Raw genomic sequence first — 15,745 nt, 5'->3', positions numbered from 1 at the left:
CGTCAGGCCCGTACAGAGGCGTATGCCAACCAACACGCAGGACGAAACGGCGGCGTGGCTGGAGACGAACCGCTGGGAGCGCGGCGTGAGCTACATTCCGTATCCCGACGAAATGATGGTCCGGGCGAGTCACGTCCTCAAGACGGATGCCGGCGTGTTCGTCGTCGACCCGATAGACGTCGACGGTATCGACGACCTGTTCGCCGAGTTCGGCGACGTGGCCGGCGTCGTCATCCTGTTAGACCGGCACAAACGCGACAGCGCCGCCGTTGCGAACCGACACGACGTGTCGGTGTACATCCCCGAGTGGATGTCGGGTGTCGAGGAAGACATCGACGCGCCGGTCGAACGCATGCACCGACAACTGCCGGGCACGGACTACGGCGTCCACAAGATTATCAAGAACACGTTCTGGCAAGAGGCCGCGCTGTATGGCGACGAGGACGATACGCTGGTCGTCCCCGAGGCAGTCGGGGCGGCGGACTACTTCCTCGCCGGTGACGAGCGACTCGGTGTCCACCCAATGTTGCGCCTGTTCCCTCCGAAGAAACTCTCCCGGCTGGACCCCGAGCGGGTCCTGGTCGGTCACGGAGAGGGTGTGATGGAAGGTGCCGCCGAGGACATCGCGTACGCGCTCCGCGGGTCGCGAGGCCGGACGCCGGGCCTGTACGCGAAGAACCTCAAGTCGCTCGTGCTCGGCTAAACCGACGGAAGCGACGCTGTTTTACCCGACCCGTGCGAAGGTGTGGCGTGGTCTACGTCACACGCGGACTCGTCGAGACGCTGTTACGGCTCGCCAGCGAGGCCGAACCTGACGACGTGACGATTTCGCTGGCCGTCACGCCGGCCGGAGAACTCCCGGATGCTGACTTACCGGACGAGACACCGGTGTTCACTGACTTCTATCTCCCCTCAGCCGGGGCCTCGGTGAAGGCGGTGTTCGGCGTCGACCTTGGAACGCCGGCCGGCCAGACACAGGGCCGATTCGTTTCCCACCCCGACGGGTACATGGGCGTCAGCAAGACCGACGACCTGCACGAGGTGATCTTCGTCGGCATCCCGCCGTGGGATATCGACGCCTTCGGAGCCTTCGACAGATCCGGGCAGGAACAGGAGGTCACGGTTCTCGACGTCGAGCCTCCGGAAAAGTATCCGCAGTAGCGTTCCGTCTCCGGAGCGGTTACTCCAAGTAGCCCAGGTCCCGCAACTGGTCGGTGATATCCTGGAACTGCGCTTCGGTCAGTTCGCCTTCCCGCTGGTGCTGGACGACGATACTCCGGAGCAGGAACCGAACGAGATCAGAGGTGCTGGAGAAACTCGTCCCCTCGATGGTCTCTTCGACGCGCTCCGCGAGGTCCTTCGGAATCGATACTGTGGTGTAATCGGACATATCGGCACGGAAGCGTGCCGGCGGGATATGCGTTGTGTCCCAGCTTACCGCGGGTCCGTGGCCTCAGTGTCGAACTGGCCCATCGTGGCGTGATTGGTCGGCGAGAACATCTTCGGCGCGCGGCGGGACTTGCTCTCCGCGTCGTCGAAGGGCAGCGTGGTTGTCGGGTACGAGTCGTCGTTTCGGGGGGTCGTGATTCGTGTTGTCATCCTGGGGGTCGTGTCGGCCGGCGTCTGTGGTTTGTGGGCAGTGCAGTGTGAGGGTCGCGTGAGGGGCGTACATCGGATACAAGCATTGAGTATCACCACCTTTTGCCCCATCCATAATAAATGTTCATGATGGAGCCGCGGAATATAATGTGTCATGGTAACGAACATCTTGATAGAAGATAACGCAGTCACCAACGGAGGCCAGGATAAAACTGCTTCCCAGACTGGAGACGCTAACGTGGCCTGTCTGTCCTGTGGCGGCCAGATGGAACGGCGCTGAAACGACCGGCTCAGACGACGAACTGAATCTCGTACTCAGTCAGGTTCTCGTAGCCATCGGCAGTGACGACGGCGATATCTTCGATTCTGACCCCGCCGACATCGGGGTCATAGAGGCCGGGCTCGATAGTGACGATGTGTCCCGGTTCGAGTTCGCCGCCATTCGGTGCCAGCCGTGGAAGCTCGTGGACGTCCAGCCCGACGCCGTGGCCCGTGCTGTGGATGAACCCTGTCTCCGTTCGGTCGTCGTCACGCAACGTCGGCTCGCCGGCGTCCTCGTACACGTCACAGACAGCGTCGTGTACGTCTTTGCCGGTCGCACCGGGTTCCAGCGCATCGAACGCCGCTTCCATCGCCCGCTCGGTGAGGTCGTACCACTCCCGCACCGTCTCGCTTGGCTCGCCTTTGACGAACGTCCGCGTCATGTCGGCGTGGTACTTCGTCGCCTTGTCCTGCGGGAAGATGTCGATGATAACCGGCACGTGGGCGACGAGCGGCCCGCTCCCAGAGTCGTGAGGGTCCGCAGCGTCCGCGCCGCAGGCGACGATAGTCTCGTCCAGTGAACAGCCGTGTCGGAGCAGCGTCACCTCGATCTCCTCCTTCACGCGCTCGCTCGTCAACGTCTCGCCGTCAATTTCGAGCGTGTCGTCCTCGGCAATCTCTGACGCCTCAAGCAGCGATTCGGCCGCCTGCATCGCCGCCTCGTTGGCCCGCTGTGCCGTCCGGATGTGGTCGACTTCGGTCTCGGTCTTCGTCGCGCGGATCTCCGTGACGATGCCGTCGGTGTCGGCCGTCACGTCGACACCACGTTCGCGCAGGCCGTCCGCAGTCCGGAGCGGGAACCGCGGGGGTACGGCCACGCTGTCCACATCGTAGGACGCGAGGAAATCCGCGAGGACGTGTGAAACGGCCTCGTCAGGGCCGTACTCCTCGACTTTGCTCTGATGGTCGAAATCGACGTAGCGTTCGACGGTCTCGGCCCGCGACTCGCGCTTGGCGCGACCGAACTCCAGACTCCGCGGGAAGAGGAGATGTGTGTCGCCGTCGTACAGCGTGATGAACGGGTCCGGCGCGTCGAAGCCAGAGAGGTAGTACTGGTCTGACACCTCGGAATCCGCATCGAGGAGGTAGCCGTCGACGCCGGCGTCATCGAGATATGCGTCCAGTGCTGCGAGGTCAGGTTCCATACGTGTCAGTCTGGCCCCCATCCCCATATACGTCTCCCACTGAGCCGCTCGGCGGCCCGACATATGGCCACGAATGGCATACCGATGCAGTTTGGCCGCTCATTTATTGACGGTCCAGCCCCTCAATACTAGTAATGAGTGACTTGTCCGGTGAAGACGTAACTGTCGTCGGTGGCGGCATCGGTGGCCTCTCCGCCGCGTGCTATCTGGCGGACGCAGGCGCGGACGTCTCGCTACTGGAGAAAAACGAGCAACTCGGGGGCCGCGCCTCCCGGCTGGAGGTGGACGGGTTCCGGTTCGACATGGGTCCGTCGTGGTATCTGATGCCCGACGTGTTCGAGCGGTTCTTCGCGTACTTCGGCAAGGAGCCGCGCGACTACTACGACCTCCAGGGGCTCGACCCGCACTACCGGGTCTTCTTCAAGGACGGCGACCAGATCGACGTGACCGGCGACAACGACCAGATGGCCCAGAAATTCGAGGAGTACGAACCCGGTGCGGGCGAGGCCTTCCGGGACTACCTCGCGACGAGCGAACGTCACTACGAGACGGCGATGAACAAGTTCGTCTACGAGGACCGCTCGGAGCTGCGCGACTGGATTGACCTCGATGTGATGACTGCCGCGCCGGTCGGCCTCCAGCTCATCGGCACGATGCAGAGCCACGTCGAGGACTACTTCGAGCACCCGAAGCTCCAGCAAATAATGCAGTACACGCTCGTCTTCCTCGGCGGTTCGCCCCGGACGACGCCAGCGCTGTACAACATGATGAGCCACGTCGATTTCAACCTCGGCGTCTACTACCCCGACGGCGGCGTCGGCGCGGTCGTCGACGGCCTCGTCGAACTCGGCGAGGAACTCGGCGTCACCTACGAGACCGACGCCGAAGTCGACGAGATCTCCCGGCGGAAGGATGGATTCCTCGTGGAGACAGTCCACGGCGACACGACCCACCCCGACGAAGTGGTCGTCAACGCCGACTACGGCCACGCCGAACGGGAACTCCTGCCCGACCACGAGCGCCAGTACGACGACGATTACTGGGACGACAAAACGTACGCACCGTCCGCCTTCCTCATGTACATGGGTGTCGAGGGCGACGTGGAGCCCCTGAAGCACCACACGCTCGTCCTGCCGACGGACTGGGACCCCCACTTCGACGACATCTTCGACGAGCCCGCGTGGCCCGATGACCCGGCGTACTACCTCTGTGTGCCCTCGAAAACCGACGACACCGTCGCCCCAGACGGGCACTCGAACCTGTTCGTTCTGGTCCCAATCGCGCCGGGCCTGCACGACGGCGACGAGATCCGCGAGGAGTACCGCGAGAAGGTGCTTGCCGACATCGCTGACAACACCGGCGTCGACCTGCGCGACCGCATCGTCTACGAGAAGCAGTTCGCCGTCTCCGACTTCGGCGAGCGGTACAACGCCACGGAGGGCACAGCTCTCGGGCTGGCACACACACTCCGCCAGACCGCCCTGCTGCGACCCAACAACCGCTCGTCGGCCGTCGACGGCCTCTACTTCACGGGGTCGTTCACGACGCCCGGCATCGGCGTGCCGATGTGTCTCATCAGCGGCGAACACACCGCAGAGGCGCTCATCGAGGATATCGCCTGAGTAATGCCCGAACTCCCGACCGACCGCATTACCGCCGTCATTCCGCCGGAGGAGACGCTTGTGGGCTACCTGTTGCGGCTCTCCCGGCCGCGGTTCTGGCTGTACCTCAGCGGCCCGGTTATCGTCGGCGTCAGCTACGCGGCCGACGGCCCGGGCGAACTGTTCTCGCCGCTGGCTATCGCGCTGTTTCTGTACTTCACCATTCCCGGGAACGTGTTTCTCTACGGGGTCAACGACATCTTCGATGCCGACATCGACGAGCACAATCCCAAGAAAGACGAGGGCCGAGAGGTCAGCTACCGCGGGGACAGCGCCGTCACAGCCATCGTCGTCGCCAGCGGCGCGCTCGCGTTACTGTTCGTCCTCGGGCTTCCGATGCTCGGGGTCGTGGCCCTGCTCGCCTGGGTTGCGCTCTCTGTCGAGTACTCGGCCCCGCCGCTGCGGTTCAAGACGACGCCGTTCCTTGATTCCATCTCGAACGGCCTGTACATCCTGCCGGGCGTCATCGGCTACGCCGCCATCGAAGGGGCGGCCCCGCCGGCGACGGCCGTGGCCGGCGCGTGGCTCTGGGCGATGGGGATGCACACCTTCTCGGCGATTCCGGACATCGAACCCGACCGCGAGGCAGGCATCCGGACGACGGCGACGTTCCTGGGCGAGTCAAACACCTACTACTACTGCGTGATGTGCTGGCTCACGGCCGCGTTCGTGTTCACCTACACCCACTGGGTGTTCGGCCTGATACTGCTCGTCTACCCCGGCCTCGTGTTCGGGATTCTCGGCATCGGCGTCGACATCGACGAAGCCTACTGGTGGTACCCCGCCATCAACACCGTCGTCGGCATGGTGTTCACACTCATCGCGCTGTGGGTGATGCTGTATGGGTAGCGGCGAGGACCGGACCATAGCGGGCTGGACGCTCCCCGAGACAAGGACCGACGCGACCGCGCAGTTCGACCAGTTCGTCACCGAGAACCGCTTTACCATCGCCGTCGTTTTCCCGCTCGTCGGCGCTGTCACCCTGCTTGCCAGCGCCGAGGGACTGTTGCCCGACCCGCTCGCGTTCAACCCCTACTTCGTCCTGTTCGGAACGTTCGTGATGCGGTTGCCTCTCGTGGCCGGTGTCTTTCCGCTCGTGGACCGCCGGGCCGGGCTGGCGCTGGTCGCGCTGACGCTCTACTCCTACGGCATCGAACTCGTCGGTGTCCGGACCGGCTGGCCCTACGGCGAGTTCACGTACGGCGTCGACCTTGGCCCGATGCTGCTGGGCGAGGTGCCGTTCGGGCTCCCGGTCTTCTTCTTCCCGCTGGTCCTGAACGCCTACCTGCTCGTCCTGCTGTTGCTCGGCAACAGGGCGGCGTCAACCGCGGTTCGGCTGCTGGCGACGCTGGCGACGGTCATGCTCGTCGACCTCGTGCTCGATCCTGGCGCCGTGGCAATCGGTTTCTGGACCTACGAGATGCCCCAGTTCTACGGCGTCCCGTGGCAGAACTACACCGGCTGGCTCCTCTCTGGATCGGTCGCCGTCCTGCTGTTCGACCTCGGGTTCGACCGTGCGGGGCTCCGACAGCGACTCCGGGATTGCCCGTTCATGCTCGACGACCTGGTGAGCTTCGTCCTGCTGTGGGGCGGTATCAACCTCTTTTATGCGAACTGGGTGCCTGTCGGCCTGGCCGCGCTGCTGGGGGCCGGCCTGCTGTGGACGGACCGCTTCGACTTCGACCTCTCGGAGACGCGGCTCGGTCGGGCCGTCTGGCGGTAACCTCCGGGCTCGCTGTCGCTCTCCCGACCACGACAGTGAGACAGGCCAAGCGTTTAAGCGACCGCGTAGGTAGGTGGACGTATGGAGCGAATCCCGTTCGGAATCCGGCAGCTCGACTCCATCATCAACGGTGGAGCGCCCGCCGGGAGCGTCGTCCTGCTGTCCGGCGAGGCCGGCGCTGGCTCCCGGGAGTTCATGCATACGAGCGCACTCATCAACGGGCTCGAACAGGTGGACGGGGAGTTGCACGACCTCTACTACGGCGACCGCTCGGCCGACGCTGTTGCCCCGGACGAAGTCCACTACATCTCCTTTACAACAAGCGAGTCGCAACTGGTCAGCGAGATGCGGCTGGCGATGGACGACGACGTGGTCGACAAGGGAAGCCAGGCGGTCGAGTTTCACGACCTCTCGGAGCGGTACTTCCACATCAGTCCGGTGCCGCGAGAGTGGTACGCCAGGGAGACCGCGTCAATCACCGACCTCCGGGCGCGCCACGAGCGGGATGACCTGCTCGGCACGCTCGGGATGGTATTGAACGACGTGGCGGCGAGCAATCTCGTCGTCATCGACTCGCTGTCTGACCTCGTTAGCGCGACGGACGAGGAAGTCAGCTGGTCGGACGTCAGCTCGCTCGTCCAGGGAATCCAGAAGGCAGCCCACCAGTGGGGGGGCCTTATCCTCTTGCACGTCAATCCGGAGACGATATCGTCGACCCGACACGGGCAGCTCGTCGACGCATCCCACGGCACGATGGAGTTCGCGTGGGAGTCCGGCGGTTCCACCCGGGCCCGGACCCTCGTCGTCCAGCAGTTCCGCGGCGTTCTCTCGCAGATAGAGGACGAGGACATCGTGCAGTTCGAGACCGAACTGGGCGATGCCGGCTTCGATATCAGCGACGTGCGCAAGATTCGGTAGCGATAGTCGGCAGCAGAGATGCCCGTAACTGTCGGAAAAGGACAACGAGCCGCGTGCTGACGGTTCGCTCCCGCTCTCGGTATCTGAAATCGGCGACAAACCCTTATCAGTCTTGTTCGTCAAGGGTGTCGTAATGTCCTCCGAGTCGACTGATGACGGAGGAGTGTACGTCGAGCTATCTGCAGATCTAGACGAGTGGCTGACCGAGCAGGCCGAGACGCTCGGCGTGCCTCGCGACGCCGTCATGGAGCAACTGCTGGCCGCATATATGACAGCGGCCGACTCGGACGATGGGATAGACGACCTCATTCAGCCATCGGCGGACGAGTTGGATGCCGTCGTCGCCGCGACCGTGGACGAGAAGCTGAACGGCTCAGTCGAAGCAGCGACCGAGAGCGCTGTCAGTTCCCAGCTCCCCGATATCGTCGACACGGTGGAACGCCAACTCGCAGAGCGGTTCGACGCGCTCGAAGCGGACTTTCAGACGAAGATCGAAGACGTCCGCGAGCGCGTCGTGCAGGTCAAACGGGAGGCCGACGCGAAAGCGCCGGCCGACCACGGCCACGAAGAGTTCGACCGCATCGATGCACTCACACAAGAGATCGAAGATATCGAGGCGGAACTCGCCGCGCTTCGGGGCGACGTGACCGAGTCGCTCGAAACAGAGAACGAGCGAGTCGCTGACATCGACAGCCGACTCGACGATGTCGAAGACAAACTCACCCGCGTCGCCTGGGTCGTCAGCGACCTCCGCGACGACCAGGGCGGCCGGGACCAGAATCAGAAAGCGGTCGACCGGCTGAAACGCGCCGCGGCCCAGGAGAACATCTCGACGGCACGCTGTTCGAACTGTGACGAGCAGGTCGAGATCGGACTGTTGACCGAACCCCAGTGTCCACACTGCAACACGACGGTGTCGGACGTCCGGCCCGAGGGCGGCATTATCCGCTCGAAGGCGCGGCTAGTGGCCGCAGCACAGCTTGAACCGGGAGAGACCAATGAGTGACGACGAGCGAGACCCCTTCGAAGAGCTCGACCCGGATGACGACCGCGAGGGCGACCCGTTCGAGCGCCTCGGTGCGGGGCCTGACGACGCGGACGGCTCGGCAGACGCACGCCAGCCACCCGACGACGGTTGGCCGGGCAGCGAATCGAGCGACGAACCGGCCGACGGTGCGTCCGAGGCGGAACCCGATGCAACCGATGCTGACGACCTGCTCTCGGCTGTCGACACGGAAGAGTTCCGTTCAGATTCGGCACCTGAATCGGACAGTCACCTTTCGGGGTCATCACCCGACCCGGACGACCCCTTCTCGGGAATGGACGAGCGCGGCGAGGACCCCTTCGGGAGCGGCGAGAGCGCGTTCGAGCGGGTCGACGTCGATCACATCGACGCGGACAAGGTGTGGGCGGAAATCGCCGGGGACGGCGACGACAAGACTACACCCGAGAGCCGCTACGCGGAGGTATCGAAACACCGCTACTGCGAGCAGTGTGAACACTTCTCCGCACCGCCGAACGCGCACTGCACGAACGAGGGGACCGAGATCATGGAGTTCCTCGACATGGAGACGGTCCGGCTACTGGACTGTCCGGTCGTCGCCGAGCAACACGAGATCGAGGACGAGCAGTAACGGCTTTTTGCCTCGGTGTCCGACGGGCGTGTATGCAGTTCTGCGACGACTGTGGTTCGATGATGCACGCCGACGGTGACGAGATGGTCTGTCAGTCCTGTGGTGCGCGAGTTACCAAAGACGAGGACCGCGCGGCCGAGTTCGTCAGCACGGACGAACAGAGCGGCGACGAACTGATAGAGACCGAGGAGGGCTCGAACTTCGAAGGGAAGCCCACGGCTGACGACGTGACCTGTGAGGAATGCGGACACGGGAAAGCGTGGTACACCATCAAACAGACCGGGTCGGCCGACGAACCGCCGACGCGCTTTTTCAAATGCCAGGAGTGTGGCCACCGGTGGCGGGAGTACAACTAGAGCAGCGAATCCAGAATCCGGAGCTCTTCCTCCTCGGATATCTTGTCGGAGTCCATACACGCGTGGACGACCTTGTGAACGAGTTCGGGCTCCTGAAACGGCTCTGGCGAGCCGCCGCCGTCCGTGACGGTTTCGACCTGTCCTTCGAGTTCAGCCAACTGTGCGGAGAGGTCCTCGACGGTTGACTGGAACGTAGTCAGCGTGGTGTTCACCTCGCCGGCCGCTGTCTCGACTTCCGTTGGCGAGCGGTCGCCGTCGTCGGGCGCAGTATCAGGGCCTGACGCTTGATTGTCGGCTCCGTCGGGGTTGTCTGTTGACTCCGGCGATTGGGTATCGGGTGTCTGGGTTTCTGCCTCGTCCGAGATCGTCGCTGATTCGGCTTCTCCGTCGCTGAACACGGCGTTTGCGAACGCTTCTCGGTTCGCCCAGTCGAACCCGTCGATCCCGTTGACGCGGTTGCTCACCGTCGAGGCAGTGACGCCGAGCTTCTCCGCGAGGTCCCGCTGGGACGCGGTGGGGTGTTTCTGGATTGCTCGGATCGTCTCACGTTCTGTCGACGAGAGGTCCGCAGGGGCTGGATATGACTGTGACTCCGTCGACGGTTCACTCTCTGACTGGGCGGCCGTTTCCGTCTCGTCGGCCTCAGCCGGGTCGCCGTGTTCCTCAAGAACTCGCTCGACCAGTTCCGCTGTCGCACTCGGTACTTCGGCCGCAAGCTCTGCGATGGATGCCTCGGGGTTCTCAGCCGCTACATCGAGTATTTGCTTGTGACGCATCGATTTAGGGGCCGTTCGGCCATTCGTTGATTTGCTCATTGATATCACCACGTAGGGATGGTACCGCCACCCGATCCCCCAACCTGATACACATTTGACTGAAACCAATGGAATTGTCAAAAGCTTTTGGTTAGTCACAAACATTAATTAAGATGTTATTTAATCTGACATCGCCTGCCTCATCAGCGACACAGACTACCCAGATCGAGGAGACAGGTCTATTCCGGGCCGAACTGGAATCAGTCGGTCAAAACTGAACCCGTACCTTCTGAAAGCATTTATCCGGGGCAGGGCAACGCAGAGCCATGTACCGCCGTCGCGTTCTGGCACTCTGCGGACTGGCTATCACCGGTGCAGGATGTCAGGGTGAAACCGAGGACACCGGGACAGTGACGCCGGTGCCGTCACCAGGCGTCAGCGAAACCGACATTGGGTCGCCGCCCAGTGTGACCGTCACGGACGCCGTGGTGGCGCCAGGCGTCGTGATTCCTCGCACTGACTCTATCAGCGTTGAACCGACAGGCGGCCAGTTTCTCGTGCTCACGACGACCATCGAGGGCTCGGGAGTGGACCGGGGCGCGTTCTCGCTCAGATTCGATGGGTCGACGTACAGCCCCGAGACGTTCAGGAACGGTCTGTATCGCGACGGCGAGTGGGGCCGACAGTTCACCGAGGCCGGTGGGCCGCTGGTCTTCGACCTGCCCGAAACCGGCTCAGCTAGCGACGCCCGACTGTCTTGGCCCGGCGGGGAGTGGACGATGCCGAAGACAGTTCAGAACAGACTCGAAGCACCGTTGCCGTCGTTCGACGTTACTCTCGACGGACCGGAGCGTGTCACTGAGCCAGCCATGCCGACGCTTGAGATAACAGTCACGAACACGGGCGACACCGCAGGTCGGTACGTCCTCGCACTCAACCGAACCGGCCCACGCGTCGCCTACGCGCCTGTCGGCCGATTTGATAGGGTACTGGAGCCAGGAGAAACAGCGGGTATCACGCACGACGCTAAGACACCGTACGTCGACGATACGGAGCCGCGTGAAGTCACGTATCATCTGCGGGCCCCGGACGATAACAACGACGCGACACACCGGATCAAGCCGGTCGACGAGGAAACCGCGACCGAGTCGTAGCGACTCATCGGTTCGAAAGCCGTCTTTCCGTCGCAGAAAGTCACCGGACAGCCGTGTGTTGGCGCAGGAGCGCCGCCTCAGACCCCTTCGAGGTCGGACCGGTACTCGTTGATCTGGTCGTCGGCGTCGTCGATGGCTTCGGTCACGTCTTCCGCGTCGCCACTGCTGAGGTCGTTGAGCGCCGACTGGATGCGGGCGAGTCGGCCGTGGTCCGGGCCGCGTTCGTCGGTCGCGAGGGAGTCGAGCTGGGCAGCGAGTTCGGCGAGGCGCTCGCTCGCCTCGTCGCTGTCAGTGTCTTCGGCCGCTGATTCGAGCAGTTCACTCGCGGACGCGAGTTCGTCGCGTGTCATACGTGGGGATTTACAGATGGGGACTAAAACGGTTCGGCTTACGGAAGTGGGCTTATTTAAATAGATCAGTGGGCATCGAGCAACCGGGCATGACTGGCCGGTTCGCTGCCATCGCGATAGCGATGACCTGTGGTCGACAGGACAGGAAACGTTTACCCCGCACCCGCCCGCAGACGCGCCATGGCGAATTTCCTCTTTTGTTCGTTGGACGCGGCGCTCATCGGTGACATCGCCTGGCAGGTCAGCCGGGAGGGACACGACGTCCGGTACTACATCGAAGCCGACAGCGATCAGGAGATCGCCGACGGGTTCGTACCGAAGACCGACGACTGGCGGGGCGACCTCGGCTGGGCCGATGTCGTCGTCTTCGACGACATCTGGGTCGGCGGCGACATCGGCACCGGCGAACTCGCACAGGAACTCCGGGCCGAAGGCCACGCCGTCGTTGGCGGGACACCCAACACAGATGCGCTCGAAGAGGACCGCGGCTACGCGATGGAGGTCCTCGAAGACCACGGTGTCAACACTATCGAGCATCACGTCTTCGAGGACTTCGACGCCGGCATCAAGCACGTCCAGGAGAACCCTGCGCCGTACGTCATCAAACCGCTCGGGGAAGTCCAGAACGTCAAGCGACTGCTCTACGTCGGGAACGAGGACGACGGCAGCGACATCGTCGATGTGCTTCGAGCGTACAAGAAGGCGTGGGGTCACCGGATGAAAGGGTTCCAGCTCCAGCGGAAGGTCGAGGGCGTCGAAATCGCCGTCTGTGGTTTCTTCAACGGCGAGTCGTTCGTCGAACCGATCAACTTCAACTTCGAGCACAAGAAGCTGTTTCCGGGCAACATCGGTCCCTCGACCGGCGAGATGGGTACTTCGATGTTCTGGGCCGGCCGGAACGAACTGTTCGCGGAGACACTCGGCAAGGTGGAAGGCTGGCTCGCCGACGAGGGGTACGTCGGCAGCATCGACATCAACTGCATCGTCAACGAGGACGGTATCTATCCGCTGGAGTTCACGCCGCGGTTCGGGTACCCCACAATCACGCTCCAAGAGGAGTCGTTCGAATCAGAAACAGGCCAGTTCTTCCTCGATCTGGCGAACGGGCGCGACCCCGAACTGGAGGTCCACCGCGGGTATCAGGTCGCGGTTCGGGTCGTCCTCCCGCCGTTCCCGTTCGACGACCAGAAGACGTACGACGAGAACTCCCGCAACGCCGCGGTCGTCTTCGGATCCGACAGCCGCGAGGGCATCCACATCGAGGACGCGAAGCGCGTGCCCGTCGAGGGCACGGACCGCGCGACCGGCGAGAGAAGCGAGTCAGGAGCGGCGGTCGACGGGCAGTGGCGCGTGGCTGGCGAGAGCGGGATGCCGCTGGTCGTCACGGGCAAAGGCGATACGATGCAGGGGGCGCGGGAGCAGGCTTACGGGCGCGTCGACGATATCCTCATTCCGAACTGTTACTACCGCGACGACATCGGCGAGCGGTGGATAGAGGGCGACGGGGACCGCCTGCAGGCATGGGGCTATCTCGGCCCTGCTGTGTAGCGACGTGCAGGATAGCGTTCCTGTCTGACCGAGCTTTGGCACGCGCCGAACGTGGACCTTTATGTGTGTAACACATACCCATGATTGACGAATGGACGCACAAACTGAACGGTCGCCGCTACACGTCTCGCACACCGACCACGACGACGGCTGGACGGTCGCCGTCGACCTCGACTCGCTTCAGGTCAGCGACGACCATGTGACAGTCGATATCATCGGGACGGAAGCCATCGTTGCCGTCGACGCCCCGCACCTCCAGACGGAGTTCGACGTCGACCTGCCGGCCGCCGGCGCGGTCCAGACACTCAGGAACGGCGTGCTCACGCTATCGAAGCGGAGCTAGCGCTGTCGCGGGCCACTTGTTCAGCCGCAGTCTCGCAGTTGTGACAGCAGCACAATACGACGTGACTCCACAAGGAATTTGAGCGTGATGCTGGAAGCGTTCAGTGATGACCACCCCTCCCGACCAGGACCCGCCGACGGTTCTGGGCTCGGTGCCACCGCTTCGTGCGTGGATTCGAACGTTTCTCATCGGCCTCTGTATGGGCAGCGCGGACGGGGTCCCCGGTGTTTCCGGGGGCACAATCGCGCTCATCGCCGGGGTCTACGAGCGACTCATCGCCGCGATTACCGCCGTTACGCCGGGCCGCGTAATACGGTTCGTTCGCGCTCTCACACCGCTAGACGGCGGTGTTGATTTGCGCGGCGCGTTTGCCGAACTCCTCGAACTCGACATCTGGTTCCTCCTCGCGCTGGTCGCCGGCGTCGGCACCGCCGTCGTCATCGTAACACACATCGTCACCGTCGCCAGCCAGGAGACGCCGGCGTTGCTTTTCGGCTTCTTCTTCGGCCTCATCGCCGCCTCCGCGGTGGTGTTGCTGCGCAGTCTCACGGTCGAGTCGCCGTTCCAGATAGGGGCCGGCGTCCTCGGGTTTCTGCTTGCGTTCTACGTGTCCGGCGTCTCGAACACCGCCGCCGACGGCGGTAGTCTCGCACTCGTCTTCATCGCCGGCATGATCGGCGTCAGCGCGATGATTCTGCCCGGCATCTCGGGATCGCTGTTGCTCGTCATCCTCGGGCAGTACGACAGGATGTCAATGGCGCTCGCCGACTTCGTGGACGCGCTCATTGCGCTCGCCACCGGCGGGCCAGCCGAAGACGTGACAACGACCGCCGTGCCGGTCGTGACGTTCATCGTCGGCGGGCTGGTCGGCCTGTTCACCATCGCACGCGTCGTCCGTCGGGCACTGGAGTACAACCGCCGGGCAACGCTGGCCTTCCTCGTCGCGCTCGTCGTCGGCGCACTCCGCGCTCCGGTCGTGAAGGTCCGGAGTGAAGTCGGCTTCTCGACGGACGTTCTCATCGCGTTCGTCGCTGCCGCCGCTATCGGCGCGGCCTTCCTGCTCGCGCTCGACTGGTACGCCGTCGACCTCGACCTGGATAAGATCTAAACAGGTTCAGAAGCCCCAGGCACGGCGGTACTGCGGCGGCCCCTCTATCTCGTCGGTCGCGTCGAGTTCCCTCGCGGCATTCATCGTGAAGTACGGGTCCCGGAGGTGTTCGCGGCCGACGATAGCCATATCGGCCCGGTCGTTGGCGATAACGGCTTCGGCCTGTTCGGGGGTCGTGATGCCGCCGACAGCGCCGACGGCGATGTCCGACTTCGTTTCCTCGCGAATCCGCTCGGCGTACCGGAGCTGGTAGTTCGGGCCGGCGTAGTCGGGGCGGGATTCGGGGTGGATGCCGCCGCCGCTCACGTCGATGAGGTCCACGCCGATGTCGGCGAGTCGGTCCGACAGTCGCATGGAGTCCTCGACGGTCCAGGAATTGCGGTCGGGAAGCCAGTCCGTCGCGGAAATACGGACGAACACCGGCTTGTCGTCGGGCCAGACCTCGCGGACGGCGGTCGTGATTTCACGGACCAGTCGCGTGCGGCCCTCGAAGTCGCCGCCGTAGTCGTCCTCGCGGTGGTTCGTCACCGGCGAGAGGAACTGATGCAAGAGGTAGCCGTGGGCGGCGTGGACCTCTGCGACCTCGAAGCCGGCGTCGAGCGCGTGCTCGGCGGCGGCGCGGAACGAGTCGATGACCGCCTCGATGCCGTCCTGATCGAGCGCTGTTGTCGGCGGAGCCTCACCGTCTTCGTACGGCCAGGGGTCGTCACTCGGTCCGACGACTTCCCAGCCGCCGTCGTCGGGTTGGAGCGGGTCGTGGCCGTCCCACGGTCGTTCGATAGAGGCTTTCCGCCCGGCGTGGGCCAACTGGATGCCCGGCACGCTGTCCTGTTCAGTGATGAACTCTGTAATCGGTTCCAGCGCCGCCGCGTGCTCGTCGCTCCAGATACCCAGGTCCTCCGGCGAGATACGGCCGCGAGCTTCGACGGCGGTCGCTTCAGTCATGACCAGACCTGCACCGCCGACGGCACGAGAGCCGAGGTGGGTGCGGTGCCAGTCGGTGGCGAGGCCGTCGCGGGCCTCACAGGAGTACTGGCACATTGGAGAGACCATGACGCGATTCGGGACTGTCGTCTCGCGGAGTTCCAGCGGTGAGAACAATGCAGTCATCGCCGAGGATTCGCTGGCGA

Annotated in this window: 19 protein-coding genes; 13 read left to right on the top strand and 6 right to left on the bottom strand. The window is 63.8% G+C overall.

What is annotated here, in order from left to right; translation table 11 throughout:
- Positions 1–22 precede the first annotated feature (22 nt).
- Positions 23–703: a hypothetical protein gene (locus AV929_RS12905; protein ID WP_014039966.1), complete on the top strand. Its 681-nt coding sequence runs from the start codon at positions 23–25 to the stop codon at positions 701–703.
- A gap of 47 nt (positions 704–750) precedes the next feature.
- Entirely contained in the window at positions 751–1,161 is a 411-nt protein-coding gene (locus tag AV929_RS12900) for a hypothetical protein (protein WP_014039965.1), read from the top strand.
- A 19-nt stretch (positions 1,162–1,180) separates the two neighbouring features.
- Here AV929_RS12900 and AV929_RS12895 read toward each other — a convergent pair whose 3' ends face one another.
- The 3 genes from AV929_RS12895 to AV929_RS12890 all read right to left on the bottom strand — a co-directional run bounded on the left by AV929_RS12895 (position 1,181) and on the right by AV929_RS12890 (position 3,065).
- Entirely contained in the window at positions 1,181–1,390 is a 210-nt protein-coding gene (locus AV929_RS12895; RefSeq protein ID WP_008309988.1) for a ribbon-helix-helix domain-containing protein, read from the bottom strand.
- Between the two features lie 44 nt (positions 1,391–1,434).
- Positions 1,435–1,599: a hypothetical protein gene (locus AV929_RS22390; protein WP_008309989.1), complete on the bottom strand. Its 165-nt coding sequence runs from the start codon at positions 1,597–1,599 to the stop codon at positions 1,435–1,437.
- A gap of 290 nt (positions 1,600–1,889) precedes the next feature.
- Complete coding sequence (locus tag AV929_RS12890; protein ID WP_064288451.1) at positions 1,890–3,065, bottom strand: Xaa-Pro peptidase family protein; 1,176 nt, start codon at positions 3,063–3,065, stop codon at positions 1,890–1,892.
- Between the two features lie 134 nt (positions 3,066–3,199).
- On the opposite strand from AV929_RS12890, the gene crtD reads away from it, so the two are divergent.
- The 7 genes from crtD (at position 3,200) to AV929_RS12855 (ending at position 9,357) form a co-directional block, all read left to right on the top strand.
- Positions 3,200–4,687 (top strand): carotenoid 3,4-desaturase, encoded by a 1,488-nt coding sequence (gene crtD / locus AV929_RS12885; protein WP_064288450.1) that lies wholly within the window; start codon positions 3,200–3,202, stop codon positions 4,685–4,687.
- Positions 4,688–4,690: 3 nt separating this feature from the next.
- Entirely contained in the window at positions 4,691–5,575 is an 885-nt protein-coding gene (locus AV929_RS12880) for a prenyltransferase (protein WP_064288449.1), read from the top strand.
- Positions 5,568–6,449: a bisanhydrobacterioruberin hydratase gene (cruF, locus tag AV929_RS12875; protein WP_014039961.1), complete on the top strand. Its 882-nt coding sequence runs from the start codon at positions 5,568–5,570 to the stop codon at positions 6,447–6,449. The genes AV929_RS12880 and cruF overlap by 8 nt, the downstream gene beginning before the upstream one ends.
- A gap of 81 nt (positions 6,450–6,530) precedes the next feature.
- Complete coding sequence (locus tag AV929_RS12870; protein WP_064288448.1) at positions 6,531–7,367, top strand: hypothetical protein; 837 nt, start codon at positions 6,531–6,533, stop codon at positions 7,365–7,367.
- Positions 7,368–7,500: 133 nt separating this feature from the next.
- On the top strand, positions 7,501–8,373 hold the full coding sequence (locus AV929_RS12865) for a hypothetical protein (RefSeq protein ID WP_064288447.1): 873 nt from the start codon (positions 7,501–7,503) through the stop codon (positions 8,371–8,373).
- Positions 8,366–9,001 (top strand): hypothetical protein, encoded by a 636-nt coding sequence (locus AV929_RS12860; protein ID WP_064288446.1) that lies wholly within the window; start codon positions 8,366–8,368, stop codon positions 8,999–9,001. Before AV929_RS12865 ends, AV929_RS12860 begins: the two co-directional genes overlap by 8 nt.
- Positions 9,002–9,033: 32 nt before the next feature.
- The gene (locus AV929_RS12855) at positions 9,034–9,357 is read left to right on the top strand and encodes a transcription factor S (protein WP_014039957.1); all 324 of its coding nucleotides are present in this window, start codon (positions 9,034–9,036) and stop codon (positions 9,355–9,357) included.
- Here AV929_RS12855 and AV929_RS12850 read toward each other — a convergent pair.
- The gene (locus AV929_RS12850; protein ID WP_064288445.1) at positions 9,354–10,133 is read right to left on the bottom strand and encodes a winged helix-turn-helix domain-containing protein; all 780 of its coding nucleotides are present in this window, start codon (positions 10,131–10,133) and stop codon (positions 9,354–9,356) included. The two genes, AV929_RS12855 and AV929_RS12850, sit on opposite strands and share 4 nt — an antisense overlap.
- 305 nt (positions 10,134–10,438) lie before the next feature.
- On the opposite strand from AV929_RS12850, the gene AV929_RS12845 reads away from it, so the two are divergent.
- A complete protein-coding gene (locus tag AV929_RS12845; RefSeq protein ID WP_050006859.1) occupies positions 10,439–11,266 on the top strand; it encodes a hypothetical protein in 828 nt (275 codons plus the stop codon).
- A gap of 77 nt (positions 11,267–11,343) precedes the next feature.
- Here the strand turns inward: AV929_RS12845 and AV929_RS12840 are convergent, their stop codons facing one another.
- Positions 11,344–11,616, bottom strand: a complete 273-nt coding sequence (locus AV929_RS12840; protein ID WP_008310011.1) for a hypothetical protein — start codon at positions 11,614–11,616, stop codon at positions 11,344–11,346.
- 180 nt (positions 11,617–11,796) lie between these two features.
- Here AV929_RS12840 and AV929_RS12835 point away from each other — a divergent pair, with 180 nt between their 5' ends.
- The 3 genes from AV929_RS12835 to AV929_RS12825 all read left to right on the top strand — a co-directional run bounded on the left by AV929_RS12835 (position 11,797) and on the right by AV929_RS12825 (position 14,615).
- Positions 11,797–13,164 carry a phosphoribosylamine--glycine ligase gene (locus AV929_RS12835; RefSeq protein ID WP_014039954.1) on the top strand — a complete coding sequence of 456 codons (1,368 nt, stop codon included), beginning with the start codon at positions 11,797–11,799 and terminating at the stop codon, positions 13,162–13,164.
- A 91-nt stretch (positions 13,165–13,255) separates the two neighbouring features.
- Entirely contained in the window at positions 13,256–13,507 is a 252-nt protein-coding gene (locus AV929_RS12830; protein WP_008310015.1) for a hypothetical protein, read from the top strand.
- Between the two features lie 106 nt (positions 13,508–13,613).
- Positions 13,614–14,615: a DUF368 domain-containing protein gene (locus tag AV929_RS12825; RefSeq protein ID WP_014039952.1), complete on the top strand. Its 1,002-nt coding sequence runs from the start codon at positions 13,614–13,616 to the stop codon at positions 14,613–14,615.
- Positions 14,616–14,621: 6 nt separating this feature from the next.
- Here the strand turns inward: AV929_RS12825 and AV929_RS12820 are convergent, their stop codons facing one another.
- Positions 14,622–15,725, bottom strand: a complete 1,104-nt coding sequence (locus tag AV929_RS12820) for an NADH:flavin oxidoreductase/NADH oxidase (RefSeq protein WP_064288508.1) — start codon at positions 15,723–15,725, stop codon at positions 14,622–14,624.
- Positions 15,726–15,745 lie beyond the last annotated feature (20 nt).

This window comes from Haloarcula sp. K1, from assembly GCF_001647155.1.
Classification (GTDB): Archaea; Halobacteriota; Halobacteria; order Halobacteriales; family Haloarculaceae; genus Haloarcula; species Haloarcula hispanica.
Note: the sequence above shows the minus strand (reverse complement) of the source record. Positions and strands in the feature narration are given on the sequence as shown.

Excerpts from the sequence above, each read along its gene's own strand:
- AV929_RS12865 (WP_064288447.1), top strand. The coding sequence starts at position 7,501 with ATGTCCTCCGAGTCGACTGATGACGGAGGAGTGTACGTCGAGCTATCT.
- AV929_RS12870 (WP_064288448.1), top strand. The coding sequence starts at position 6,531 with ATGGAGCGAATCCCGTTCGGAATCCGGCAGCTCGACTCCATCATCAAC.
- AV929_RS12880 (WP_064288449.1), top strand. The coding sequence starts at position 4,691 with ATGCCCGAACTCCCGACCGACCGCATTACCGCCGTCATTCCGCCGGAG.
- AV929_RS12895 (WP_008309988.1), bottom strand. The coding sequence starts at position 1,390 with ATGTCCGATTACACCACAGTATCGATTCCGAAGGACCTCGCGGAGCGC.
- cruF (WP_014039961.1), top strand. The coding sequence starts at position 5,568 with ATGGGTAGCGGCGAGGACCGGACCATAGCGGGCTGGACGCTCCCCGAG.
- AV929_RS12860 (WP_064288446.1), top strand. The coding sequence starts at position 8,366 with ATGAGTGACGACGAGCGAGACCCCTTCGAAGAGCTCGACCCGGATGAC.
- AV929_RS12825 (WP_014039952.1), top strand. The coding sequence starts at position 13,614 with ATGACCACCCCTCCCGACCAGGACCCGCCGACGGTTCTGGGCTCGGTG.
- AV929_RS12830 (WP_008310015.1), top strand. The coding sequence starts at position 13,256 with ATGGACGCACAAACTGAACGGTCGCCGCTACACGTCTCGCACACCGAC.
- AV929_RS12835 (WP_014039954.1), top strand. The coding sequence starts at position 11,797 with ATGGCGAATTTCCTCTTTTGTTCGTTGGACGCGGCGCTCATCGGTGAC.
- AV929_RS12845 (WP_050006859.1), top strand. The coding sequence starts at position 10,439 with ATGTACCGCCGTCGCGTTCTGGCACTCTGCGGACTGGCTATCACCGGT.
- AV929_RS22390 (WP_008309989.1), bottom strand. The coding sequence starts at position 1,599 with ATGACAACACGAATCACGACCCCCCGAAACGACGACTCGTACCCGACA.
- AV929_RS12820 (WP_064288508.1), bottom strand. The coding sequence starts at position 15,725 with ATGACTGCATTGTTCTCACCGCTGGAACTCCGCGAGACGACAGTCCCG.
- AV929_RS12905 (WP_014039966.1), top strand. The coding sequence starts at position 23 with ATGCCAACCAACACGCAGGACGAAACGGCGGCGTGGCTGGAGACGAAC.
- AV929_RS12840 (WP_008310011.1), bottom strand. The coding sequence starts at position 11,616 with ATGACACGCGACGAACTCGCGTCCGCGAGTGAACTGCTCGAATCAGCG.
- AV929_RS12890 (WP_064288451.1), bottom strand. The coding sequence starts at position 3,065 with ATGGAACCTGACCTCGCAGCACTGGACGCATATCTCGATGACGCCGGC.
- AV929_RS12850 (WP_064288445.1), bottom strand. The coding sequence starts at position 10,133 with ATGCGTCACAAGCAAATACTCGATGTAGCGGCTGAGAACCCCGAGGCA.
- AV929_RS12855 (WP_014039957.1), top strand. The coding sequence starts at position 9,034 with ATGCAGTTCTGCGACGACTGTGGTTCGATGATGCACGCCGACGGTGAC.
- crtD (WP_064288450.1), top strand. The coding sequence starts at position 3,200 with ATGAGTGACTTGTCCGGTGAAGACGTAACTGTCGTCGGTGGCGGCATC.